The following is a 24,817-nucleotide window of genomic DNA, read 5'->3' as shown; positions in this document are numbered from 1 at the left end:
CCATTGTTGAACTGAAAAGGAGATTACGATGGGACACACGCAGCAACGCCCAATATTGATCACTGGCGCAGGCCGTCGCATCGGCCTCGCCCTCGCCCATCACTTTCTCAACCTTCGCCATCCGGTTATCGTCAGTTACCGCACGGAATATCCCTCCATTGAAGGGCTACGAAATGCCGGAGCAGTCTGCATTCAGGCGGATTTCTCCACGGATGAAGGTATTCTCGCCTTCGCGGACAAAGTGAAATCGACCACCCACGGGCTGCGGGCGGTTATTCACAACGCCAGTACCTGGCTTCCCGAAAAAGCAGGACATTCGCTCAGCGAAACGCTCGCCTGCATGATGCAGATCCACGTTAATGCGCCTTATCTGCTCAACCACGCCCTACAGGATCTGCTGCGCGGACACGGCCATGCCGCAGGCGACATTATCCATTTCACCGATTACGTGGTAGAGCGAGGAAGCGACAAACACATCGCCTACGCCGCCAGCAAAGCCGCGCTGGATAATATGACCCGCTCGTTCGCGCGCAAGCTGGCGCCCGAGGTAAAGGTCAACGCGATTGCTCCGGCGATGATTTTATTTAACGAAGGCGATGATGCCGAGTATCGTCAGCAGGCGCTCAACAAGTCGTTGATGAAAATCGCGCCCGGCGAGAAAGAGGTGATCGACCTGGTCGATTATCTGCTGACCAGCTGTTACGTCACGGGCCGAACGTTTGCCGTGGACGGCGGCCGCCCGCTGCGCTAGTGAAAGCGGCTCCAGAAGAAGATGAGCACCCAGGCGCTGAGGCTCCAGCAGACCACCGCCCCGCCCAGCGCCAGGGGCAGACGCAGAAAACCGGTGAAGTACCACAGCGACAGCAGGTAGATAAAATACGGGATGATCGACCACATCCCGAACACAATGGTGGCGCGCAGCGCCTCAATACCCCGCTCAGAGGCCACAATATAGTGCGCGATTAACGCAAAGGTGGGAAACAGCGGGATCAGTCCGGCAATGTAATAGTTCTTCGTTTTAGCCAGCACCCCAATCAGCAGCACGACCAGCGCACCCAGCGCGGCTTTTATCACCAGCCCCATTCTTTTCCCTTAACAATCAAATAACATTCCCGTGCAGGATAACGGAACTCCGGCTAATTTTGAAAGATTAATGGAAGGTTAAGGTTGCGCGGTGTATGTTGACGTTTTTCGCGATGACAGACGTTGTATGAATAAGATTGTTTATGTTGAAGATGAACCCGAGGTGGGGCAATTAATCGCCGCTTATCTGGGTAAACATGATATGGAAGTGGTTGTCGAGCCTCGTGGCGATCGCGCTGAAGACGTCGTCAACCGCGAAAATCCGGATCTGGTGTTGCTGGACATCATGCTGCCCGGGAAAGATGGTATGACGCTCTGCCGGGATCTGCGCGCGAAATGGGACGGCCCGATCGTGCTGCTGACCTCTCTCGACAGCGATATGAATCATATTCTGTCGCTTGAGATGGGCGCAAACGACTACATCCTGAAAACCACGCCGCCGGCGGTTCTGCTAGCCCGTTTACGCCTCCATCTGCGTCAGCGTGCCAGCGCTGAGCGTGAAGCGCCTGCGCCCTCCTTAACGCCGCATAAAGCGATGCGTTTCGGCACACTTTCTATCGACCCGGTCAACCGACAGGTTATGCTTTCCGGGGAGCTGATTGCGCTCTCAACCGCAGATTTTGACCTGCTGTGGGAGCTGGCAACCCATGCCGGACAAATTATGGACCGGGATGCATTACTGAAAAATCTGCGCGGCGTAAGTTACGACGGAATGGATCGTAGCGTTGATGTGGCGATTTCACGACTGCGTAAAAAACTGTTGGATAACGCCACGGAACCTTACCGCATCAAAACCGTACGCAACAAGGGCTATCTGTTTGCACCGCACGCCTGGGAAACCTGAAAAAGGAGCAAACAGGAATATTCGAAAAATAACTGACGATGCATCGGAATTGTTATCGATATTCGTCGAAAGTTATCGATTATATGCATCGTCAGTTATGACATATCCCCTGGTCTGATTCCTCTCTCCAGTTCTATTTCGATGTGCATTTTTCGCGTAAACAAAAGTAGCGCTAATGTATTTGATTGCTATAGTACAATATATATTCAGCAGAGCAGGCACCATCATCGATCAAAAATCCGTCACTTAAATGCACATTAGGCTAAAAATGATCTTTACAATTGACTCAATCATTATCTTATCCTTATGAAAACAAAGGGGATAATGGCGAACATATAAATAATATCGATCTTTTTCAATAGCTTACGTGTTTGCAGAAATCTAATTCTCATGCTAAACCTTATACTCTCTCAATTATTTAATGAAAGAGGTATAGCAATGTCATGGAGAGTCATTAGCTCGGTAATTTGTCCTAACACGGGAATCGTTTATTCAAGCATCTTGGGACTCAAGTTCTTGAAACTCATCATTTGGTATGAAAGCGATGTCTATTTGTACCCCGGTGACAGGATATATCCGACAAAAAATGGCGTCTTCATAAATGGTGTTTTCAAGCCTATATCGATATACAACATATCACCTTACAACGAAATGTTGTGGAGTGAAATTAAAAACAAGATGGCCTGCCCATACAATCGAAACCAGCACGAGGAGATATGCACTTACGCGGTGCATTGCAACGCGCGGAAATGCCCGCATGGGTTTGCCACCAACCCACTGATTGTCAGCACAGGTAAATCCAGACATTAGCGAAAATCGGAAATATTGAGATCAAGATAATTAATATTTCTGCTGCACCGCCTTTGTCCGGATAAATCTCCGTGACTACAGCCCAAATGCTCCTGTGGGGACATTTGGGCTGTAGTCACGCCTGGCAACTCTGGCTTCTTGTACCAAATTAATTTTTATTGTGCAATTTTAAGCAAGCCATCCGGAAGGCTAAAATAAAAATTGCTAATTAACCCTGCCCGTGCATTAATGGTCTCGTTAGTCCGATCCAATAATAGTTGGACAAGTTGCATGACAATTCTCATAACCAGGCGCTATCGCTGATATCCCCTCCTTTTGAGTCCACACCTTAGCATTATATGTTTATTAGCTTTTATATCACTTCGGAAATGTTCAAATGGAGTCTTTATGTCATCAAAAATTTTAGGTCTGGTTAAGTGGTTTAAGGAAGATAAAGGCTTTGGTTTTATCTCCCCTGTAGATGGCAGCAAAGATGTTTTCGTGCATTTCTCTGCCCTTCAGGGAGAGAACTTCAAAACACTTTTTGAAGGTCAGAAAGTCGAATTTATCATCGTAAGCGGCGATAAAGGCCCTGCTGCTGCGAATGTAACGCTTTGCGATAAATAATATCAGCACACAGCCGCGTTGACGATGATGTTGCTTCTGGCTCGTGGACTGCACAAGCAGTCTACAATCCGATGCTAACTGCTTGTAAATCAGTAAAGTGTTATTGAGGTCAGGCGGCCGCGAAAAACATCGTCTCTTCCACTTCTTGTATGAGTATTTCTTCAGAGACGCTGAGAGGATTTAAACAAAGCGCTACAGTAGGGACAGACAAGCTGGGCCCCCTTTTGTATGCGAGTGAAACTGTGCTCTGACTCTTTAGCGCAGTTTGGACATGAACATTTGACTAAATAATTGCGACGAAGTTGCGAGTTTTTACGTCCCGACATAGGCTGCTCCTGAATGAAAAGGATTGCCACCATACACGTTAAGGCAGGATATTGCTTGCTTTTATTTCCCAAAGAGAGCAAAAAAAGGAAAGGAGCCACGCTTCTGGAACATTCTTACCTTGCACAATAACAAAGAGATATAGAGTGATATATGAAAAAGGTGATCATTTTTTTTAATGCCAACCCCAGCAAAGTCATTATCGTGCTTAAGGGCATAACGTCTGTACGCCAGACATATCCGGATGGTGAAGAAATTAATCTTCAGATCATGACTGCAAGCTTTCCGTCGTTGACGGGAGATCATAATTCTATCTATGTTGCTTCAGACAGGGAACTTACCTCTCAGGAAATATCTGATGCTGCCAAACAATATTTATAATATTTTCTGTCACTAGTCCGGTTAACAACACAGCATTTATTTCACTCAGAATGAGAAAAATTACAATCCATCATTATTAATGCCTGCAAAATGCAGGCTTTTTTACGACATTGCCCTTTAAATTTAACTATTCCGCATAATCGTGCTGTTCACTTTGCTCCCTCTGTTTCCGAAGAAAGTGTATCATCAACCTTCTTCGTTCCTGTGGTGATATGGATGTCCACGCAGGGCTGACGAAGTAAAGCCGGGTTCTTAATTGATTGATTTAGCGGTGCTATCCAATGAAAAAGCTGTTTGTGCAGTTTTATCTCCTGCTGTTTGTCTGCTTTCTGGTGATGACCATGCTGGTCGGGCTGGTCTACAAATTCACCGCAGAGCGCGCGGGCAGGCAATCCCTGGACGATCTGATGAAAAGCTCGCTCTATCTGATGCGTAGCGAGCTGCGAGAAATTCCTCCTCATGACTGGGCGCGCACGTTAAAAGAGCTGGATCTGAATCTGTCGTTTGATTTGCGTATCGAACCCATGAAGGATTTTGACTTAGCGCCGCCTGCGATGCAGCGTCTGCGCGACGGAGACATCGTCGCACTGGACGAGAAATATACCTTCATTCAGCGTATTCCACGCAGCCATTATGTTCTGGCCGTCGGGCCAGTGCCCTATCTCTATTACCTGCACCAGATGCGCCTGCTGGATCTCGCTCTGCTGGGCTTTATTGCCATTTCGCTCGCTTTACCTGTGTTCATCTGGATGCGACCGCACTGGCAGGACATGCTGAAACTAGAATCCGCCGCACAGCGTTTTGGGGAGGGTCATTTAACTGAACGCATACATTTCGACAGCGGTTCCAGTTTTGACCGGCTCGGTATTGCCTTCAACCAGATGGCCGATAACATCAACGCCCTGATTGCCAGCAAGAAGCAGCTGATCGACGGCATTGCGCATGAACTGCGCACTCCGCTGGTACGCCTGCGTTATCGCCTGGAGATGAGCGAGAACCTCACCGGGGCGGAATCGCAGGCGCTCAATCGGGATATTGGCCAGCTTGAAGCGCTGATTGAAGAGCTGCTGACCTATGCCCGCCTCGATCGGCCTCAGACGGAGTTGCACCTCAGTTCACCGGATCTCCCCGTCTGGCTACAGACGCATATTAACGATGTGCAGAGCGTTAACCCTCAGCGAAAACTGCTGACAGCCATTACCCCCGGCGCGTACGGCGCACTGGACATGCGCCTGATGGAACGCGTGCTGGATAATCTGATGAACAACGCCATGCGCTACAGCGAAACGACGCTGCGCATAGGTTTAGATTTGCAGGGAAGCCAGGCGATTCTGTGTGTGGAAGACGATGGCCCCGGCATTGAGCCGGCGGAGCGTGAAAAAGTTTTTGAGCCGTTTGTGCGCCTCGATCCCAGCCGCGACCGGGCTACCGGCGGCTGTGGTCTGGGGCTGGCTATTGTCCGTTCTATTGCCCAGGCGATGGGCGGTTCGGTTCGCTGCGAAGCGAGCGAGCTGGGTGGAGCCCGGTTCGTCTTTAGCTGGCCGATCTATCACAATCTTCCCCTTCCCGTACCTGCCTGACCTAAACCGCACGCTGGCCTGACCCGGCGTGTTATGCTATATCAGTAGTATGTTGTAACTAATTAAGGGCTGCCATGGCAACTTACGATCTCATCGAAAGGCTTAACACCACATTTCGGGAAATAGAGCAGGCGTTACTGACCCTCACGGGGCAACTTCAGGACTGCCGCCTGCTGGCCGCCCGCGTCTTTTCCCTGCCCGAGGTGGCGAAAGGCGCGGAGCACGACCCGCTGAACACCATTGAGGTGACGCAGCATATTGGCAAGGCGGCGCTGGAAATGACGTTGCAGCACTTTCGTCGCCTTTTCATCCAGCAGCAGTCCGAAAATCGCAGCAGTAAGGCCGCCGTTCGCCTGCCCGGCGTCATCTGCCTGCAAACGGATGCCGCAACGCGTGAAGGAATTGAGGCGCAGATTACGCATATCAATACGCTGAAAGCCGCGTTTGAGAAGATTGTAACCGTTGAGTCCGGGCTGGCGCCGGCTGCCCGTTTTGAATGGGTGCATCGCCAGCTTCCGGGGCTGATCACCCTGAATGCTTACCGCACGCTGACGGTACTGCGCCATCCCGCCACGCTGCGCTTCGGCTGGGCCAACAAGCACATCATTAAAAATTTCACGCGCGATGAGATCATGGCTCAGCTGGAGAAAAGCCTGAAATCGCCGCGAACGGTCGCCCCGTGGTCGCGGGAACAGTGGATTGAACGGCTGGAGCAGGAATACCACAGCATTGCCTCCCTGCCAGCTGATACTCGTCTTAAAATAAAGCGTCCGGTGAAGGTGCAGCCTATCGCCCGCGTCTGGTACGCCGGGCAACAAAAGCAGGTGCAATACGCCTGCCCGACGCCGCTGATTGCGCTCTACGATGCCCATCAGGGTGCGGTGGTGCCGGATATCGGGGAACTGTTGAACTACGATGCTGAAAACGTTCAGCATCGCTATAAACCCCAGGCGCAGCCGCTACAGCTGATTATTCCGCGGCTGCACCTGTATGTGGCGCAGTGATTACCTGAGGCTGCCCACCATCGCTTCCGGGCGGACCCAGGCATCAAACTCGGCGTCCGTCAGGTAGCCCAGCGCCAGCGCAGAGGCTTTCAGGGTAAGCCCCTCTTTATGCGCTTTTTTAGCGATTTCGGCCGCTTTGTCATAACCAATATGGGTATTCAGCGCCGTTACCAGCATCAGAGACTCATTCAGCAGCTGGCTGATTCGCTCGCGATTAGGCTCAATGCCCACCGCGCAGTGCTCGTTAAAGCTCTCCATGCCATCGGCCAGCAGACGAATCGATTGCAGTACGTTGTGGATCACCATCGGGCGATAGACGTTAAGCTCGAAGTTACCCGACGCGCCGCCCATGTTAACCGCCACGTCATTACCCATCACCTGACAGCACAGCATGGTCATGGCTTCGCACTGAGTCGGGTTCACTTTACCCGGCATAATGGAGCTGCCCGGCTCGTTTTCCGGAATGCTGATTTCGCCGATGCCGCAGCGCGGGCCGGAGGCCAGCCAGCGCACGTCGTTGGCAATTTTCATCAGCGAGGCCGCCAGCCCTTTCAGCGCGCCATGGGTATGTACCAGCGCATCACAGGTCGCCAGCGCTTCGAATTTATTCGGAGCGGTAACAAACGGCTGCCCGGTGATCTTCGCCAGCTCTTCGGCCACACGCACCGCGTACTCGGGATGGGTGTTTAAGCCAGTGCCCACCGCCGTCCCGCCGAGCGCCAGCTCCGCCAGATGCGGCAGGCTATTGTCGATATGCTTAAGGTTGTGCTCCAGCATTGCCACCCAGCCGGAGATCTCCTGGCCGAGCGTCAGCGGCGTGGCGTCCTGAAGGTGCGTACGACCAATTTTAACGATGTCGCGGAAGGCCTGCGCTTTCTCATTAAGCGTAGATTTAAGCACGTTGAGCTGCGGGATAAGCTGCTCGCGGATAGCGATGACGGCCGCCACATGCATGGCCGTCGGGAACACGTCGTTGGAACTCTGGCTTTTGTTCACGTCATCGTTCGGGTGGATCTTGCGCTCCATGCCGCGCACGCCGCCAAGCAGCTCGCTTGCACGGTTCGCCAGCACCTCGTTCATGTTCATGTTGCTCTGGGTGCCTGAGCCGGTCTGCCAGATGGCAAGGGGGAATTCGTCGGGATGTTTGCCCGCCAGCACTTCGTCGGCGGCATTGATGATGGCGGTGGCTTTATCGGCATCCAGCAGGCCCAGATCCTGATTGACTTTGGCGGCAGCGCGTTTGGTCAACGCCAGCGCCTGGATTAGCGAGACGGGCATTTTCTCTGTCGAAATGCGGAAATGCTCCAACGAACGCTGGGTTTGTGCGCCCCATAGCTTGTCGGCCGGGACGTCGATGGCGCCCATGGAGTCTTTCTCGCGGCGATGCATTGTCATTACTTACTCCTTGATAACAAAGATGGGATTGCTCACATGCTTAAGAGATAAGTATTGATGACTTCTGAGAAACGTTATGGCGCTTTGTGCGCTCTTTTTGATGTCGGGTGGCGGCTGCGCCTTACCCGACCTACGAGAATGCAGGCCGGGTAAGCGTCAGCGCCACCCGGCAATTTACAGAATTACTTCACACACGCCGAACACTGGGAAGACTGGATCTGTTTGAAGAAGTCGTTACCTTTGTCATCCACGAGGATGAACGCCGGGAAGTCTTCCACTTCAATTTTCCAGATCGCTTCCATACCCAGTTCCGGGTACTCCACGCACTCAAGGCTCTTGATACTGCCCTGCGCCAGCACCGCTGCCGGGCCACCGATGCTACCGAGGTAGAAGCCGCCGTGCTTGTGGCACGCGTCCGTCACCTGCTGGCTGCGGTTGCCTTTCGCCAGCATGATCATGCTGCCGCCGTTTGCCTGCAACTGGTCGACGTAGGAGTCCATACGGCCCGCCGTGGTTGGGCCTAACGAGCCGGAAGCATATCCATCAGGCGTTTTTGCCGGGCCTGCGTAGTAGATCGGGTGATCTTTAATGTACTGCGGCAGCCCTTCGCCGTTGTCCAGGCGCTCTTTCAGCTTCGCATGGGCGATGTCGCGGCCCACGATAATCGTCCCGTTCAGGGAGAGACGGGTCGAGACCGGATACTGCGAAAGCTGCGCGAGGATCTCTTTCATCGGACGGTTCAGGTCAACGCGTACCGCTTCCCCCTCGCCCGCTTTACGCAGTTCTTCAGGGATATATTTGCCCGGGTTGTTCTCCAGCTTCTCGATCCAGATGCCGTCGCGGTTGATCTTCGCTTTAATGTTACGGTCCGCTGAACAGGAAACGCCCATCCCCACCGGACAGGAAGCACCGTGACGCGGAAGACGGATCACGCGCACGTCGTGAGCGAAGTATTTGCCGCCAAACTGCGCGCCCAGGCCCAGATTCTGCGCTTCGGCCAGCAGTTCCTGCTCAAGCTGCACGTCCCGGAACGCCTGACCATGTTCGTTACCTTCCGTTGGCAGGCCATCGTAGTATTTGGTTGAGGCCAGCTTAACGGTTTTCAGGGTGCTTTCGGCAGACGTACCGCCAATCACAAACGCGATATGGTACGGCGGGCAGGCCGCGGTGCCGAGGGTGCGCATCTTCTCGACCAGATAATTCTTCAGCTTGCCCGGGGTAAGCAGCGCTTTGGTTTCCTGGTAAAGATAGGTTTTGTTGGCTGAACCGCCACCTTTGGCGATGCAGAGGAATTTGTACTCGTCACCGTCGACGCTGTAGAGGTCAATCTGCGCAGGCAGGTTGGTGCCGGTGTTCACCTCTTTGTACATATCCAGCGCCGCGTTTTGCGAATAGCGCAGGTTGTCTTCGGTGTAGGTATTGTAAACGCCGCGCGCCAGCGCCGCTTCGTCACCGCCGCCGGTCCAGACGCGCTGGCCTTTTTTACCGGTGATAATCGCCGTGCCGGTGTCCTGGCAGGTCGGCAGAATGCCTTTCGCCGCGATATCAGAGTTACGCAGGAATTGCAGGGCAACGTACTTATCGTTCTCACTGGCTTCCGGGTCGCTCAGGATATCAGCAACCTGCTGCTGATGCGCCGGACGGAGCATAAAGGAAGCATCATGGAAGGCTTGCTGCGCCAGCAACGTCAGCGCCTGCGGGTCAACTTTGAGGATCTCCTGCCCTTCAAACTCAGAGACAGAAACGTAATCGCGGGTTAACAGGTAATACTCGGTCTGATCCTGACTGAGGGGGAAAGGATCCTGATAATGGAAGGGTTTATTCGACATTGTTCTCTCACTTACTGCTTCGGTCTGTTTATTCAGGGCAGATGTTCCGCTGCCCGGCTTAAAAGCGAGTCAGCTTATCCTACACAATTTTTTAACAAAAACTGAGACTAGTACGACTTTTTACATCCGCAGGTTACTTCCATTCGGTTTATTGCTTTAATACGCGGAGTTAATTCCACATATGAATCAGGGCTTGATAATGCAAAAACTCATCAACTCAGTGCAAAACTACGCCTGGGGAAGTAAAACTGCGTTAACGGATCTCTACGGCATCGCCAACCCGGACAACCTGCCGATGGCAGAGCTGTGGATGGGCGCGCATCCGAAGAGCAGCTCAAAAATTGAAGATGCCAGCAGCCAGGTTCGCAGCCTGCGTGACGTCATCGACGCCGACAAAGCCGCACTGCTCGGCGATAAAGTGGCGAATCGTTTTGGTGAGCTGCCATTTCTGTTCAAGGTATTGTGCGCCGACCAGCCGCTCTCCATTCAGGTTCACCCGAACAAAAAAGCCTCTGAGCTGGGCTTTGCCAAAGAAAATGCCGCCGGTATTCCATTAGACGCCGCAGAGCGTAACTACAAAGATCCTAACCACAAGCCGGAACTGGTTTTCGCCCTTACCCCTTTCCTGGCGATGAATGCCTTCCGCGAGTTTTCCGAGATCATCTCCCTGCTGCAACCGGTCGCCGGGGCTCACAACGCGATCGCCCATTTCCTGGAAAACCCGAACGCAGAAGCCTTGAGCGAGCTGTTTGCCAGCCTGCTGAATATGCAGGGCGAGGAAAAATCCCACGCGCTGGCGGTGCTGAAAGCCGCGCTGAACAGCCAGCAGGGTGAGCCATGGGACACCATTCGCGTAATTTCCGCGTTTTATCCGGACGACAGCGGTCTCTTCTCTCCGCTGCTGCTGAACGTGGTGAAGCTCAACCCGGGCGAAGCAATGTTCCTGTTCGCTGAAACCCCGCACGCCTACCTCAACGGCGTGGCACTGGAGGTGATGGCTAACTCCGATAACGTACTGCGCGCGGGCCTGACGCCAAAATACATCGACATCCCTGAGCTGGTTGCCAACGTGAAGTTCGTGGCAAAACCTGCTGCGGAGCTGCTTACTCAGCCGGTGAAAAACGGCGCAGAGCTGGACTTCCCGATTCCGGTTGACGATTTTGCCTTCTCGCTGCACGACCTCAGCGCAGACGAAACCGCCATTGCACAGGAGAGCGCCGCGATCCTGTTCTGTGTAGAAGGCGAAGCGACGTTGCACAAAGATAGCGAGCGTCTGGTGCTTAAACCGGGTGAATCCGCCTTTGTCGCGGCCAACGAGTCGCCTGTCCGGGTGAGCGGCACCGGTCGCCTGGCGCGTGTTTTTAATAAGCTTTAGGGACTTACTGAATTTTTTAACAACTCTTGCTAAGCTAGTAACAGGCGTTGTAACACCAGGCGGTTTTAACCGCCTGGTTTCATTTTAGGGATAATCGCAATGAAAAAATCGGTCGTAGCGGTAGGAGTGATTGTTGCTTTAGGCGTGATCTGGACGGGTGCTTCCTGGTATACCGGGAAACAGCTGGAAAGCCGTCTGGCAGAGATGATGACGCAGGCAAACAGCGAGATTAAGCGCAGCGCGCCTGAAGCAGGTCTGGAGCTGAGCTACCAGAACTACCAGCGTGGCGTGTTTACCAGCCATATGCAGGTGGTGGTGAAGCCGGTTGCGGGTAATCAGAACGCCTGGCTGAAACCGGGCCAGAGCGTGGTGCTGGATGAAGTGGTCAGCCACGGTCCGTTCCCGCTGGCGCAGTTGAAAAAGTTTAACCTGATCCCCTCCATGGCATCCGCCAGAACCGTACTGGTGAATAACGAGGTGACGAAGCCGATTTTCGATATGGCGAAAAATGAGTCGCCGTTTGAGATCAATACCCGCATCAGCTATGCCGGTGATACGCATTCCGACATCGACCTGAAAGCCCTGAATTACGAACAAGGCACTGACAAAGTCGCCTTCAGCGGCGGTAATTTCCAGCTTGATGCCGATCGCGACGGCAAGAATGTCTCCCTGACCGGCGATGCCGCCAGCGGCCTGGTGAATTCAGTCAATGAATATAACCAGAAGGTTCAGCTTACCTTCAACAACCTTAAAGCCAGCGGCAATAGCCGTATGACCGATTTTGATGAGCGTATCGGCGACCAGAAACTGAGCCTCGATAAGATCGCCATTGCGATCGAAGGCAAAGAGATGGCGGTGCTGGAAGGCATGGATCTGGACGGTAAGTCTGACGTCTCCAAAGACGGTAAAAGCATCAACACCCAGCTGGATTACAGCCTGAAAAGCCTGAAAGTACAGAATCAGGATCTGGGTACCGGTAAGCTGTCTCTGAAAATCGGCAACATTGACGGCCAGGCGTGGCATGAATTCAGTCAGAAATACAGTAAAGAGAGCCAGGCTCTGCTGACCGATGCCGCCCTGCAACAGAACCCGCAGGCGTACCAGCAGCAGGCGATGACGGTGCTGTTTAATAACCTGCCGATCCTGCTGAAGGGCGAGCCGGTGATTACCGTTGCGCCACTGAGCTGGAAAAACGGCAAAGGCGAAACCAACTTCAACCTGTCGCTGTTCCTGAAGGATCCGGCCGCTGCGACCGGCGAACCGCAGACCCTGGCGCAGGAAGTTGACCGCAGCGTGAAATCGCTCGACAGCAAGCTGACCATCCCGATGGATATGGCGACCGAGTTCATGACGCAGATTGCGAAACTTGAAGGGTATGGTGAAGAAGATGCAGGCAAACTGGCAAACCAACAGGTGAAAGGCCTGGCGGCGATGGGCCAGATGTTCCGCATCACGAAGGTGGAAGACAACACCATTTCCACCAGCCTGCAATATGCGAATGGCCAGGTGACGCTCAACGGCGACAAAATGCCGCTGGAAGAGTTTGTCGGTATGTTTGGTATGCCGACGCTGGGCATGCCGGCACCGGCTGAACCGGCAGCGCCGCCGGCAGTACCGCAGCAGTAAACGAAAAACCCCTCGCATGAGGGGTTTTTTATTGCCGGGTGGCGCTGACGCTTACCCGGCCTCCGATCCTGAGTCGTTGTAGGCCCATGCAAGCAAAGCGTTTACTTCACCGTCACTAACCGCGCAGCCACAATCTGATGCCCGGCCTGCACGTCCGTATTTTCAATGCGCTGCATGATCCTGTCTGCCAGGGTGTACCCCATCTCACGAGCCGGCGTCGTCGCCCAGACGATGGGGAGATCGTCTAACGCATTTTCACCGACATCCGCAAATGCCCCCAGCGCCACCTGATGGCCGAAGAACGTTTCTACCCCGCCCTCACCGCTCTGGCGTCCGGCGCGGATTAAACCGAACCACGCCCCCATCGCAATGACGTCGTTATAGCAAATCACCGCGCTGATCGTCGGGCTGTTGCGAAGCAGCGTGCCGATGGCTTCCGCGGCTTTTTTCTGGCTGGATTCACACTCCACCACCCATTCGCTGTGAAACGGCAGGCCGTATTTGATGAGCGTGGAGCAGTAACCGCCCACCCGCTCGGCACGCGTCAGGGACGAGCTTTTACCGCCGAGCCAGGCGATGCGCTGATGGCCGCGATGAATAAGATGCTCGGTCAGCATTTGCGCGGCCTGCATGTTATCTGGCCGAAGGGTATCGGCTTCGTCGAGATAGCTGGCGCGCGAGGCAAACACCAGCGGTACGCCTTTCTGCGCCGCGCGCTCACACAATTCACTGCCCACGCCGGACGCGCCGGCCACGATCACCCCATCCACCCCTTGCGTCAGCAGCATATCCAGCCTGGAGAGCAGCTGCTCCGGTTCGCGCCCACCGTGGAGCAGGAAAACCATTCGCCCCTGCGCTTCAAGCGCCTCGGTAAGCCCGGCGGTCAATTCTGCATAAAACGGCGACGTGAGGTCGCGAACGATCAGCCCTATCACCCCGCTTTGCCCACCGCGCAGCGCCGACGCCTGGCGATTACGCACAAAGCCTAACTGCTCAACGGCCTCGTTGACGCGCTGACCCGTTGCAGGAGAGATGCGCCCCTTCCCGCTCAATACCAGCGAAACGGTGCTGACGGAAACCCCCGCCGCCAGCGCGACATCGTTGATGGTGATCTTTTTCGCTACAGCCATGTGGTGGCGTGACTCCTTGATAATGAGATCGCTAAAACGTTTTATCAATACGTTATCTTTATACTACCAGTAAAAGCCTGAGAATGTGATTTAGCGCGCACTAAAGTTTGATAAAACGTTTTATCTTCTCGCCCCATCGAGGTCGTTAAATCTCTTTCTACCATTTAAGGAGTCGTTTTATGACGACGAAAGCAGCACAAAAAATATCGCTGTGGGAGTTTTTCCAGCAACTGGGTAAAACCTTTATGCTGCCCGTGGCGCTTCTCTCTTTTTGCGGGATCATGCTGGGGATCGGCAGCTCGTTAAGCAGCCACGACGTCATTACCCTGATCCCTTTCCTCGGAAATCCGGTACTTCAGGCGATCTTCATCTGGATGAGCAAGGTCGGCTCTTTTGCCTTTAGCTTCCTGCCGGTAATGTTCTGTATCGCCATTCCTCTGGGTCTGGCGCGCGAAAACAAAGGCGTGGCGGCGTTTGCGGGCTTCGTTGGCTATGCGGTGATGAACCTTGCGGTTAACTTCTGGCTGACTGCCAAAGGGATCCTGCCGACGACCGACGCGGCGGTACTGAAAGCCAATAACATTCAGAGCGTGATTGGTATTCAGTCCATCGATACCGGGATCCTTGGAGCCGTGATCGCGGGGGTGATTATCTGGATGCTGCACGAGCGCTTCCACAACATCCGCCTGCCCGATGCGCTGGCCTTCTTCGGCGGGACCCGCTTTGTGCCAATCATTACGCTGGTTGTGATGGGTCTGTTTGGTCTGATCATCCCTCTGATTTGGCCGATTTTTGCCATGGGGATCACCGGTATCGGCCGCATTATCAATGGCGCGGGTGATTTCGGCCCGATGATTTTCGGTACGGGTGAACGTCTGCTGCTGCCATTTGGTTTACAGCATATCCTGGTTGCCCTGATCCGCTTTACCGAAGCCGGCGGTACCATGGACGTTTGCGGTCATTCCGTTAGCGGTGCGCTGACCATCTTCCAGGCCCAGCTGAGCTGCCCGACCACTCACGGCTTCTCTGAAAGTGCGACGCGTTTCCTCTCTCAGGGTAAAATGCCTGCCTTCCTCGGCGGCCTGCCGGGCGCTGCGCTGGCGATGTACCACTGTGCCCGTCCGGAAAATCGTCATAAAATTAAAGGTCTGCTGATCTCCGGCGTTATTGCCTGCGTGGTGGGCGGTACGACAGAACCTATCGAGTTCCTGTTCCTGTTCGTAGCGCCGGTACTGTACCTCATCCACGCCGTACTGACGGGCCTGGGCTTTACCGTGATGGCTGTGCTCGGTGTGACCATAGGTAACACCGACGGTAACGTGATTGACTTCGTGGTCTTCGGTATCCTGCACGGTCTGTCCACCAAGTGGTATCTGGTGCCGGTTGTGGCCGCCATCTGGTTCGCGGTTTACTACGGGATCTTCCGCTTCGCCATCACCCGCTTTAACCTGAAAACGCCTGGCCGCGATACCGATACGGCCACCAGCGTTGAACAGGCGGTAGCTGGTACCGTTGGGAAATCCGGATATAACACGCCGGCTATTCTGGCGGCGCTGGGCGGTGCGGATAACATTACCTCTCTGGATAACTGCATCACCCGCCTGCGTTTGTCGGTGGCGGACATGTCCAAAGTGGATACCAACGCACTTAAAGCTAACCGGGCTATTGGCGTAGTACAGTTAAATCAGCACAATTTGCAGGTCGTCATTGGCCCGCAGGTACAGTCAGTGAAGGATGAGCTGGCAACCCTGATGCGAACCGTCGAAGCCTGATGTCTCGCCCCCCTCGTCATGAGGGGGTTTTACTTTACGGAGCACCGTCATGTTTGATTTTTCTACCGTCGTGGATCGACACGGCACCTGGTGTACCCAGTGGGATTATGTCGCTGACCGTTTTGGCGCTGCCGACCTGCTGCCCTTCACCATCTCTGATATGGATTTCGCCACCGCCCCCTGCATTACCGATGCGCTGCACCAGCGAATAAACCACGGGGTGTTTGGCTACAGTCGCTGGAAAAATGACGAATTTCTGGCCGCCGTGGCGCACTGGTTCCGGCAACGCTTTAACAGTCAGATTGATACCGAAACCGTGGTGTATGGGCCGTCGGTCATTTATATGGTCTCGGAGCTGATCCGCCTCTGGTCCTCGCCTGGCGACGGCGTGGTGGTCCATACCCCGGCTTACGATGCCTTTTATAAAGCCATCGAAGGCAACCAGCGTACCGTTGTTTCCGTGCCGATGCAGAAAACAGCGCATGGCTGGGAGGGCAATATGGCCGGGCTGGAAGCGGCGCTGTCAAAACCGGAAAACAAGGTGCTGCTGCTGTGTAGCCCGCAAAACCCGACCGGCAAAGTCTGGACGCGGGAAGAGCTGACCACAATGGCGGCCCTGTGTGAACGTTATGACGTAGCGGTGATCAGCGACGAAATTCATATGGACATGGTATGGGGCACGCATCGTCATACCCCGTGGAATGAGGTTGCGCGCGGTAAATGGGCGCTGCTGACCTCGGGTTCCAAAAGCTTCAACATTCCGGCGCTGACGGGTGCCTGGGGGCTTATCGCCGATGACGCCAGCCGTAGCGCCTATCTGAATGCATTAAAAGGTCGGGACGGACTCTCTTCCCCTTCCGTGCTGGCGCTGACCGCGCATATTGCTGCCTACCGACAGGGAGAACCCTGGCTGGACGCGCTGCGGACCTATCTCGAAGAAAACCTGCGCTACATTGCTGACGAACTGAATACTGCATTTCCGACACTCAACTGGCAACCGCCCGAGGCCACCTATCTGGCATGGATCGATCTCAGCCCGCTTGGCATTGATGACAATACGCTGCAAAACGTGCTGATTGATCAGCAAAAAGTGGCCATCATGCCGGGATATACCTATGGGGATGAAGGTAAAGGCTATGTGCGTCTGAACGCTGGCTGTCCGCGTAGTAAGCTTGAACAGGGCGTTCAACGCCTTATCGCTGGCATCAACACTCTGCTGTAAATCATTTGCGCAACGGAATATTCCCTTGCGCAAATAGCTTTTTACCCCGTTTTATTTTTATAATATGGCGCACTTTAACCAGCAAAGAGTGCGACCATGATTGATACACGCCTGCCTTTAACTGATATTCACCGCCACCTCGACGGAAACATTCGTGCCCAAACCATTCTCGATCTTGGTCGCCAGTTCAATTTAACCCTCCCTGCCGAAACGCTTGAAACCCTGATCCCGCATGTTCAGGTCACGTCGAACGAACCGGATCTGGTGAGTTTTCTGAGCAAGCTCGACTGGGGCGTGAAAATGCTGGCCTCGGTCGATGCCTGTCGCCGCGTCGCCTTTGAAAACATCGAAGATGCCGCGCGCAACGGCCTGCACTATGTCGAACTGCGTTTTTCCCCGGGCTATATGGCGATGACCCACAACCTCCCCGTAGCGGGCGTGGTTGAAGCGGTCATTGAAGGCGTGCGTGAAGGCTGCAAAACCTTTGACGTTCAGGCGCGTTTGATCGGCATTATGAGCCGTACCTTCGGTGAAGCGGCCTGTCTTCAGGAGCTGGAAGCATTACTGGCGCATCGCGACCAGATCACCGCCATCGACCTGGCCGGTGACGAGCTGGGCTTCCCGGGCAGTCTGTTCCTGTCTCATTTCAACCGCGCACGTGATGCAGGATGGCATATTACCGTTCATGCGGGGGAAGCCGCGGGGCCGGAAAGCATCTGGCAGGCCATTCGTGAACTGGGTGCGGAACGTATAGGTCATGGCGTGAAAGCCATTGAAGATCGCGCGCTGATGGATTTCCTCGCCGAACAACGTATTGGAATCGAATCCTGCCTGACCTCCAATATTCAGACCAGTACAGTGGCGTCGCTGGCGCAACACCCGCTGAAAACCTTCCTCGAGCACGGGGTGCTGGCTTCGCTGAACACGGACGATCCGGCGGTTCAGGGCGTGGATATTATTCACGAATACAACATCGCCGCACCACAGGCCGGGCTGAGCCGCGAGCAGATCCGTCAGGCGCAAATCAACGGGCTGGAGATCGCCTTCCTGACGCCTGAAGAGAAACAGGCGCTGCGCGATAAAGTTGCTCAGTAGTCCTCTTTACTGCCGGGTGGCGCTGCGCTTACCCGGCCTACGAAAGCGTTTGGCACTTATGCCAGACAGAGCGTTGCGCGATGTTTGGCAGATTCGATCCCGAGCTCGATCAGCTCCATAATCTGGATTGCCTGGCTCGCCGGAACCGGATTTTCACCTGAACCGTTCAGCGCGTCACGAATGGCGGCGTAATACGCTGGATAGTTCCCCGGCAGGGTCAATACCGTCTCTTCAACCAGTACCTCCCCCTCCGCACGCGTCACCACCCCGTCGCGCATGTCGTAGCCCCAGTCCTCCTGCGGTAAGCGTTCGCCATTTTTGAGGCGCTCTTCCTGCGGATCCAGGCCGAACTTCACATAGCTGCCGCGCGCCCCGTGAATGATATAGCGGGCCGATTCCGCCGCCGCAAGCATTGTCCCGTGCAGCACAATGCGCCGCTGCGGATAACTCAAAATGGCATGGAAATAGTCGGTGGTCTGCGCCCCCGGCCTGAGCTGCGCTAAATCGACCGTCATGCTCACGGGCAAACCAAACAGATGAACGGCCTGATCGAGAAGATGCGGCGCTAAGTCATACCAGATGCCGCTACCCGGTCCCGCCTGCTCGCGCCAGCGATCTCGCACCTGCGGACGATAACGATCGAAATGCGACTCAAAAAAGGCAATTTCGCCGAGCGTACCTTCGTTTATCAGCGCCTTAACCGTCAGGAAATCGCTGTCCCAGCGCCGATTGTGAAAGACCGATAATAACCGACCCAGACTTCGCGCCAGCGCATCCAGCTCGCGCGCCTGTGACAACGTCACGGTGAAGGGCTTATCGACAACAACATGTTTCCCTGCCTCCAGCGCCGCTTTCGCCAGGGGGAAATGAGTGTCGTTAGGAGTAGGAATGACAATAAGGTCAATATTAGGATCGTTAAACAGATGCTTAGGCTCCGTTACCACCGGCACGGCTGGCCAGTCGGCGCGGACCTTAGTCTCATCGCTGCTTGTGATAGCCGCCAGTTCCATTCCCGGCGTGCCGGCAACCAGCGGTGCATGAAAGGTTTTGCTTGCGTACCCGTAGCCAATAAGACCGACGCGGATGTTTTCACTCATCGTTTGCCCCCTCGCTGTGCGCTTATTTATCACTGGCCTTGTGCTTAACGCACAGATTAATAATGTGCCCTGTGAGTTAAAATAGCATCTTGCGACAGCGTTTTTTGTTACCTCGCATTAAAGTGTGTATATGGGTTCGGGGAATCGTTCCCAAAGCGCTTGCTCTGGCGAAAAGGGCGCTGTAACATTTGTAATCTGTATTTATGGATAAATTACAAACACAAATTATGTCGTCAATAATTAATCGAATCATTGAATTAGCGGGATGGATTGTCCTTGGGGTTTCAGTCGTGTTGCTCGGCATTGCCAGCCATATCGATAACTACCAGCCGCCGGAGCCTGTTACTGTCGCACAACAAAAGTAAGCCGTGTCGTCATAAAGCGTGACACATTACGTCATGGAACGTATTGCCAGCCGTAATGAACGGGGTTACCCTTCTCTTCCAGGCATCTGCTGATGCCTGAATCTTCGCAAAGAAAACTCCTAATTTCGTCGCGTTACCCGAGTGGACAGTTTACGTCTTTATTAATCCGTTTATTATTCGAACGCATTACCTTTATGGGTATTACCCTTTTATATGGAAACTTATTAACATGACAGTTCAGGACTATTTATTAAAATTTCGCAAGATCAATTCCCTTGAAAGCCTGGAAAAACTGTTTGACCATCTGAACTACACGCTGTCGGATAATCAGGACATCATCAATATGTACCGCGCTGCTGACCATCGTCGCGCCGAACTGGTCTCTGGCGGTCGTCTGTTCAATGTGGGGGAAGTGCCTAAATCCGTATGGCGTTACGTTGTATAAGAAAGTAGCCTTCGGCGTGAAATGTTATATACTCTCCGCCCTGCAAATTTCTGTATAACATTTCGCGCAGACTATGGGAGAGCGTATGACCGCATTGCCTGGAGAGAGAATTGGGGGCTGGTTAATCGCCCCGCTGGCATGGCTGCTGGTGGCATTATTAAGCGCTTCGCTGGCGCTGTTGCTATACACCACCGCACTGGTTACGCCTCATGCTATCCAGACACTGATGTCCCAGAGTGCGCTCAATATTGCAACGTGGTTTGTGTCGTTCGTTTTCGCGATCGCGATGTGGTACTACACGCTGTGGCTGACTATCGCCTTCTTCAAACGCCGCAAAAACGTGCCAAAACATTACATTATCTGGCTGCTGGTCTCCGTGCTGCTGGCTGTCAAAGCATTCGCTTTCTCGCCAGTGTCTGACGCGCTGGCGGTTCGCCAGTTACTGTTTCCGCTACTGGCGACGGCGCTTCTGGTCCCTTATTTCAAGCGTTCGACGCGCGTTAAGAAGACCTTTGTCAACCCGTAATAACCTTACAGTTAACCTGTTGTGGCCTGTTGTCGTTTATCCGATAATAGGCGGCTATTTTATTTCAGGCTAAATAATGACCGATTACTTACTGCTCTTTGTCGGAACTGTGCTGGTTAATAACTTCGTACTGGTGAAGTTCCTTGGCCTGTGCCCGTTTATGGGCGTCTCCAAAAAGCTGGAGACGGCAATGGGCATGGGGCTGGCGACCACCTTCGTGATGACGATGGCCTCCATTTGCGCATGGCTGATTGATACCTGGATCCTGATCCCACTGGACATGCTCTACCTGCGCACCTTGTCCTTTATTCTGGTCATTGCGGTTGTGGTGCAATTTACCGAGATGGTGGTGCGGAAAACCAGCCCTGCCCTGTATCGCCTGCTGGGCATTTTCCTGCCTCTCATCACCACCAACTGCGCGGTGCTGGGCGTGGCGCTGCTCAATATCAACCTTGGGCATAATTTCCTGCAATCGGCGCTGTACGGTTTTTCCGCGGCGGTCGGTTTCTCTTTTGTTATGGTCCTGTTCGCCTCGATTCGCGAGCGTCTGGCCGCGGCGGATATTCCCGCGCCGTTTCGCGGTAACGCCATCGCTCTGGTGACCGCAGGTTTAATGTCTCTGGCCTTTATGGGCTTTAGTGGTCTGGTGAAGTTGTAATGAGTGCTATCTGGATTGCCATCGCGTCCATCAGCGTACTGGGACTCGTCTTTGGCATCATTCTGGGTTATGCCTCCCGCCGGTTTGCGGTGGAGGACGATCCGGTGGTTGAAAAAATTGATGAACTTTTACCGCAGAGCCAGTGCGGGCAGTGCGGCTACCCTGGCTGCCGCCCTTACGCTGAGGCGGTGGGCGTGCAGGGCGAAAAGATCAACCGCTGCGCACCGGGTGGCGAAGCGGTCATGCTTAAAATAGCTGCCCTGCTGAACGTCGATCCCCAGCCTGTCGACGGCGATGAACAGGCCCAGGAGCCCGTTCGTGCCCTTGCTGTCATCGACGAAGCCAACTGCATTGGCTGCACCAAATGTATTCAGGCGTGTCCTGTTGACGCCATTGTGGGCGCAACGCGCGCGATGCACACCGTTGTGGCGGATCTGTGCACCGGCTGTAATCTCTGCGTGGCGCCCTGCCCGACGCAGTGTATAGAACTACGCCCGGTTGAAACGACTACTGAAAGCTGGAAGTGGGACCTTCAGACCATTCCGGTTCGCAATATTCCTGTGGAACAACATGCTTAAGTTATTTTCTGCCTTCAGAAAAGAGAAGATCTGGGATTTCGACGGCGGCATTCATCCGCCTGAGATGAAATCGCAGTCTAACGGCACGCCGCTGCGCCAGATCCCGCTGGCGACCCGTTACGTTATGCCCCTTAAACAGCATATCGGCGCGGAAGGTGAACTGTGCGTGAAAGAAGGCGATAGCGTTCTTCGCGGCCAGCCGCTGACCTTTGGTCGCGGACGGATGTTGCCGATACATGCCCCGACTTCCGGTAAGGTGGTGGCTGTTGCCCCCCATACCGTTGCCCATCCGTCGGCGTTGTCTGAGCTGAGCGTGATCATTGAAGCCGATGGTGAAGACCGCTGGATCGATCGTGACGGCTGGAGCGACTACCGTTCCCACAGCCGTGAAGCGCTGATTGAACGCATTCATCAGTTCGGCGTGGCGGGTCTGGGAGGCGCAGGCTTCCCGACCGGCGCTAAGCTTCACGGCGGCGGCGATAAAATCGAAACGCTGATCATCAACGCCGCCGAGTGCGAACCGTACATCACCGCCGATGACCGTCTGATGCAGGACTGTGCCGCGCAGGTGGTGGAAGGGATTCGCATTCTTGCGCATATTCTGCAACCCCGCGAAGTGCTGATCGGTATTGAGGACAATAAACCGCAGGCCATTTCGATGCTGCGTGCGGTACTGGCGGACAGCCACGATATCGCCCTGCGAGTGATCCCGACCAAATACCCGTCCGGCGGGGCAAAACAGCTGACGCAGATCCTGACCGGCAAACAGGTCCCCCACGGGGGCCGTTCGTCCGACATCGGCGTGCTGATGCAAAACGTGGGAACCGCCTACGCGGTGAAACGTGCGGTGATTGACGGCGAGCCATTGACCGAGCGCGTCGTCACGCTGACCGGTGAGTCCGTCTCCCGTCCCGGCAACGTCTGGGCGCGTCTGGGTACGCCGGTGCGTCATCTGCTGGAACAGGCTGGCTTCTGCCCGGGTAGCGATCAACTGGTCATTATGGGTGGCCCGCTGATGGGCTTTACCCTGCCGTGGCTGGATGTGCCGGTGGTGAAGATTACCAACTGCCTGCTCGCCCCTTCCCCAACGGAGATGGGCGAAACGCAGGAAGAGAAAGGCTGCATACGCTGTAGCGCCTGTGCGGACGCATGCCCGGCAGATTTACTGCCGCAGCAGTTGTACTGGTACAGCAAAGGCCAGCTGCACGATAAAGCCCAGGCGCATAACCTGGCTGACTGTATTGAATGCGGTGCCTGCGCCTGGGTCTGCCCAAGCAATATTCCGCTGGTGCAATACTTCCGTCAGGAGAAAGCCGAAATCTACGCCATCTCCATGGAAGAAAAACGTGCCGCTGAAGCGAAGGCCCGCTTTGAAGCGCGTCAGGCGCGACTGGAGCGCGAGAAACAAGCCCGTCAGGAACGCCATAAGCAGGCTGCCGTCCAGCCTGCGGCGAAAGATCAGGATGCCATTAACGCAGCCCTGGCCCGCGTGCGCGAGAAGAAAGCCACCGCCGCCCAGACGGTTGTGATCGCTCCGGGAGAAAGACCGGACAACAGCGAAGCGATTGCGGCCCGCGAAGCGCGTAAAGCCGAAGCTCGCGCGCGTCAGGCGGAGAAAGCGCAACACGCCAAACCGGAAGCCGATATCGACCCGCGTAAAGCGGCAGTGGAAGCGGCTATCGCCAGGGCAAAAGCCCGTAAGGCCGGTCAGCAGACAGTGGTGGTTGAACAGGAAGCGACGGATCCGCGCAAGGCGGCCGTTGAAGCCGCTATCGCCCGTGCCAAAGCACGAAAAGCGGCACAGGTTCAGCCTGCCGAAGAGAGTGAAGCGCCTGTCGACCCGCGTAAAGCCGCCGTTGAAGCGGCCATCGCCCGTGCCAAAGCACGAAAAGCGGCACAGCAGGACGAACGGCCTGCGGCCGCCAACGACGATCCACGCAAAGCCGCAGTCGCCGCCGCGATTGCGCGCGTTCAGGCAAAGAAAGCCGCGCAGCAAGCCGTTAACGAGGATTAAATGGTTTTCAGAATTGCAAGTTCCCCTTATACCCATAACCAGCGCCAGACATCGCGTATTATGATGCTGGTGTGCCTGGCCGCGCTGCCAGGTATTGCCGTACAGTGTTGGTTTTTCGGCTGGGGTACGCTTTTCCAGTTAGTTCTGGGTTGCGCCAGTGCCGTCGCAGCGGAAGCAGCGATCCTGAAGCTGCGCAAAATGGAAGTGACTCGCATCCTGAGCGATAACTCCGCCCTGTTGACCGGCCTGTTGCTGGCCATCAGCATTCCCCCGTTCGCCCCGTGGTGGATGGTGGTATTGGGAACGGTGTTTGCGGTGATCATCGCCAAGCAGCTGTACGGCGGGCTGGGCCATAACCCGTTTAACCCGGCGATGATTGGCTACGTGGTACTGCTGATCTCCTTCCCGGTACAGATGACCAGCTGGCTGCCGCCGCATGAGATCGCCGCCACCGTCCCCGGCTTTATGGATGCCCTGCACGTTATCTTTACCGGCCACACCGCGCTGGGCGCAGATATGAACGCGCTTCGCATGGGCGTGGACGGCATCAGCCAGGCCACCCCGCTCGATACCTTCAAAACCTCCCTGCGTGCCGGACACAGCGTGGAGCAGGTGATGAAATCGTCTATTTACAGCGGCGTACTGGCGGGTGCTGGCTGGCAGTGGGTCAATCTGGCCTATTTGTTGGGCGGCGCGTTCCTGCTGCAACAGAAGGCGATCCGCTGGCATATTCCGGTGAGCTTCCTGGTGACGCTGGCCGTCTGCTCGACGCTCGGCTGGGTCATCTCACCTGAGTCACTGGCCAGCCCGCAGCTCCATCTGCTCTCCGGCGCGACCATGCTCGGGGCATTCTTTATTCTGACCGATCCGGTCACCGCGTCTACCACCAACCGTGGTCGTCTGATTTTCGGCGCGCTGGCGGGCTTGCTGGTCTGGCTTATTCGCAGCTTTGGCGGTTATCCGGACGGCGTGGCATTTGCCGTGCTGCTGGCTAACATCACCGTTCCGCTCATCGACTACTACACGCGGCCACGCGTGTACGGTCATCGCTAAGGGTC

At 54.9% G+C, this 24,817-nt stretch carries 25 protein-coding genes; 19 read left to right on the top strand and 6 right to left on the bottom strand.

Annotated features, from left to right (window positions below; genetic code table 11):
• The first annotated feature begins 28 nt into the window (after positions 1-28).
• Positions 29-751, top strand: a complete 723-nt coding sequence (gene folM / locus LOC22_RS20220) for a dihydromonapterin reductase (protein WP_062932604.1) — start codon at positions 29-31, stop codon at positions 749-751.
• Here the strand turns inward: folM and LOC22_RS20215 are convergent.
• Complete coding sequence (locus LOC22_RS20215) at positions 748-1,083, bottom strand: GlpM family protein (RefSeq protein WP_032670034.1); 336 nt, start codon at positions 1,081-1,083, stop codon at positions 748-750. The genes folM and LOC22_RS20215 overlap by 4 nt on opposite strands.
• A 127-nt stretch (positions 1,084-1,210) precedes the next feature.
• Between LOC22_RS20215 and rstA the strand changes: the two genes are divergently transcribed.
• The 3 genes from rstA (at position 1,211) to LOC22_RS20200 (ending at position 3,343) form a co-directional block, all read left to right on the top strand.
• Positions 1,211-1,927 carry a two-component system response regulator RstA gene (rstA, locus tag LOC22_RS20210; protein WP_015570649.1) on the top strand — a complete coding sequence of 239 codons (717 nt, stop codon included), beginning with the start codon at positions 1,211-1,213 and terminating at the stop codon, positions 1,925-1,927.
• Positions 1,928-2,317: 390 nt separating this feature from the next.
• Positions 2,318-2,737, top strand: a complete 420-nt coding sequence (gene iraM, locus LOC22_RS20205; RefSeq protein WP_015570651.1) for an anti-adapter protein IraM — start codon at positions 2,318-2,320, stop codon at positions 2,735-2,737.
• Positions 2,738-3,124: 387 nt separating this feature from the next.
• Positions 3,125-3,343 (top strand): cold shock domain-containing protein, encoded by a 219-nt coding sequence (locus LOC22_RS20200; RefSeq protein ID WP_017384577.1) that lies wholly within the window; start codon positions 3,125-3,127, stop codon positions 3,341-3,343.
• A 161-nt stretch (positions 3,344-3,504) separates the two neighbouring features.
• On the opposite strand, the gene LOC22_RS20195 is transcribed toward LOC22_RS20200, so the two are convergent.
• Positions 3,505-3,669 (bottom strand): YnfU family zinc-binding protein, encoded by a 165-nt coding sequence (locus tag LOC22_RS20195; RefSeq protein ID WP_213083756.1) that lies wholly within the window; start codon positions 3,667-3,669, stop codon positions 3,505-3,507.
• Between the two features lie 151 nt (positions 3,670-3,820).
• On the opposite strand from LOC22_RS20195, the gene LOC22_RS20190 reads away from it, so the two are divergent.
• The 3 genes from LOC22_RS20190 to tus all read left to right on the top strand — a co-directional run bounded on the left by LOC22_RS20190 (position 3,821) and on the right by tus (position 6,632).
• Positions 3,821-4,048 (top strand): hypothetical protein, encoded by a 228-nt coding sequence (locus tag LOC22_RS20190; protein ID WP_017384578.1) that lies wholly within the window; start codon positions 3,821-3,823, stop codon positions 4,046-4,048.
• Between the two features lie 281 nt (positions 4,049-4,329).
• Entirely contained in the window at positions 4,330-5,628 is a 1,299-nt protein-coding gene (gene rstB / locus LOC22_RS20185; protein WP_023296465.1) for a two-component system sensor histidine kinase RstB, read from the top strand.
• 74 nt (positions 5,629-5,702) lie between these two features.
• Positions 5,703-6,632, top strand: coding sequence for a DNA replication terminus site-binding protein (tus, locus tag LOC22_RS20180; protein WP_230239158.1), 930 nt, complete (start codon positions 5,703-5,705; stop codon positions 6,630-6,632).
• On the opposite strand, the gene fumC is transcribed toward tus, so the two are convergent.
• Together fumC and fumA are read right to left on the bottom strand one after the other, a co-directional pair.
• Entirely contained in the window at positions 6,633-8,027 is a 1,395-nt protein-coding gene (gene fumC, locus LOC22_RS20175; protein WP_045332164.1) for a class II fumarate hydratase, read from the bottom strand. It abuts the gene before it with no gap.
• A gap of 182 nt (positions 8,028-8,209) precedes the next feature.
• On the bottom strand, positions 8,210-9,856 hold the full coding sequence (gene fumA, locus LOC22_RS20170; RefSeq protein WP_230239157.1) for a class I fumarate hydratase FumA: 1,647 nt from the start codon (positions 9,854-9,856) through the stop codon (positions 8,210-8,212).
• Between the two features lie 199 nt (positions 9,857-10,055).
• Here fumA and manA point away from each other — a divergent pair, with 199 nt between their 5' ends.
• Positions 10,056-11,231 (top strand): mannose-6-phosphate isomerase, encoded by a 1,176-nt coding sequence (manA, locus tag LOC22_RS20165; protein ID WP_230239156.1) that lies wholly within the window; start codon positions 10,056-10,058, stop codon positions 11,229-11,231.
• A gap of 99 nt (positions 11,232-11,330) precedes the next feature.
• A complete protein-coding gene (locus LOC22_RS20160) occupies positions 11,331-12,857 on the top strand; it encodes a YdgA family protein (protein ID WP_039270897.1) in 1,527 nt (508 codons plus the stop codon).
• Positions 12,858-12,958: 101 nt separating this feature from the next.
• Here LOC22_RS20160 and LOC22_RS20155 read toward each other — a convergent pair whose 3' ends face one another.
• Positions 12,959-13,987 carry a Mal regulon transcriptional regulator MalI gene (locus LOC22_RS20155; RefSeq protein ID WP_017384586.1) on the bottom strand — a complete coding sequence of 343 codons (1,029 nt, stop codon included), beginning with the start codon at positions 13,985-13,987 and terminating at the stop codon, positions 12,959-12,961.
• Positions 13,988-14,166: 179 nt separating this feature from the next.
• Between LOC22_RS20155 and malX the strand changes: the two genes are divergently transcribed.
• The 3 genes from malX (at position 14,167) to add (ending at position 18,076) form a co-directional block, all read left to right on the top strand.
• Positions 14,167-15,759 (top strand): maltose/glucose-specific PTS transporter subunit IIBC, encoded by a 1,593-nt coding sequence (gene malX / locus LOC22_RS20150; protein WP_023324552.1) that lies wholly within the window; start codon positions 14,167-14,169, stop codon positions 15,757-15,759.
• Between the two features lie 49 nt (positions 15,760-15,808).
• The gene (locus tag LOC22_RS20145; protein WP_023296393.1) at positions 15,809-16,981 is read left to right on the top strand and encodes a MalY/PatB family protein; all 1,173 of its coding nucleotides are present in this window, start codon (positions 15,809-15,811) and stop codon (positions 16,979-16,981) included.
• A gap of 96 nt (positions 16,982-17,077) precedes the next feature.
• Positions 17,078-18,076, top strand: coding sequence for an adenosine deaminase (gene add / locus LOC22_RS20140; protein ID WP_015570661.1), 999 nt, complete (start codon positions 17,078-17,080; stop codon positions 18,074-18,076).
• A 56-nt stretch (positions 18,077-18,132) separates the two neighbouring features.
• Here add and LOC22_RS20135 read toward each other — a convergent pair whose 3' ends face one another.
• Positions 18,133-19,173 carry an oxidoreductase gene (locus LOC22_RS20135; protein ID WP_017693546.1) on the bottom strand — a complete coding sequence of 347 codons (1,041 nt, stop codon included), beginning with the start codon at positions 19,171-19,173 and terminating at the stop codon, positions 18,133-18,135.
• Between the two features lie 239 nt (positions 19,174-19,412).
• On the opposite strand from LOC22_RS20135, the gene blr reads away from it, so the two are divergent.
• From blr to rsxD, 7 genes are all read left to right on the top strand, one after another.
• The gene (blr, locus tag LOC22_RS20130) at positions 19,413-19,538 is read left to right on the top strand and encodes a division septum protein Blr (protein WP_151884424.1); all 126 of its coding nucleotides are present in this window, start codon (positions 19,413-19,415) and stop codon (positions 19,536-19,538) included.
• Positions 19,539-19,767: 229 nt separating this feature from the next.
• Positions 19,768-19,983 carry a transcription modulator YdgT gene (gene ydgT, locus LOC22_RS20125; protein ID WP_000217941.1) on the top strand — a complete coding sequence of 72 codons (216 nt, stop codon included), beginning with the start codon at positions 19,768-19,770 and terminating at the stop codon, positions 19,981-19,983.
• Between the two features lie 85 nt (positions 19,984-20,068).
• Positions 20,069-20,509 (top strand): DUF2569 domain-containing protein, encoded by a 441-nt coding sequence (locus LOC22_RS20120; protein ID WP_017693547.1) that lies wholly within the window; start codon positions 20,069-20,071, stop codon positions 20,507-20,509.
• A 76-nt stretch (positions 20,510-20,585) separates the two neighbouring features.
• Positions 20,586-21,167 carry an electron transport complex subunit RsxA gene (gene rsxA, locus LOC22_RS20115; protein ID WP_000133206.1) on the top strand — a complete coding sequence of 194 codons (582 nt, stop codon included), beginning with the start codon at positions 20,586-20,588 and terminating at the stop codon, positions 21,165-21,167.
• Positions 21,167-21,745 carry an electron transport complex subunit RsxB gene (rsxB, locus tag LOC22_RS20110; protein WP_015570664.1) on the top strand — a complete coding sequence of 193 codons (579 nt, stop codon included), beginning with the start codon at positions 21,167-21,169 and terminating at the stop codon, positions 21,743-21,745. The genes rsxA and rsxB overlap by 1 nt, the downstream gene beginning before the upstream one ends.
• The gene (rsxC, locus tag LOC22_RS20105) at positions 21,738-23,759 is read left to right on the top strand and encodes an electron transport complex subunit RsxC (RefSeq protein WP_015570665.1); all 2,022 of its coding nucleotides are present in this window, start codon (positions 21,738-21,740) and stop codon (positions 23,757-23,759) included. Before rsxB ends, rsxC begins: the two co-directional genes overlap by 8 nt.
• The gene (rsxD, locus tag LOC22_RS20100; protein ID WP_015570666.1) at positions 23,760-24,812 is read left to right on the top strand and encodes an electron transport complex subunit RsxD; all 1,053 of its coding nucleotides are present in this window, start codon (positions 23,760-23,762) and stop codon (positions 24,810-24,812) included.
• Positions 24,813-24,817: the final 5 nt, after the last annotated feature.

Source organism: Enterobacter sp. AN-K1, from assembly GCF_020971765.1.
GTDB lineage: Bacteria > Pseudomonadota > Gammaproteobacteria > Enterobacterales > Enterobacteriaceae > Enterobacter > Enterobacter hormaechei_C.
Note: the sequence above shows the minus strand (reverse complement) of the source record. Positions and strands in the feature narration are given on the sequence as shown.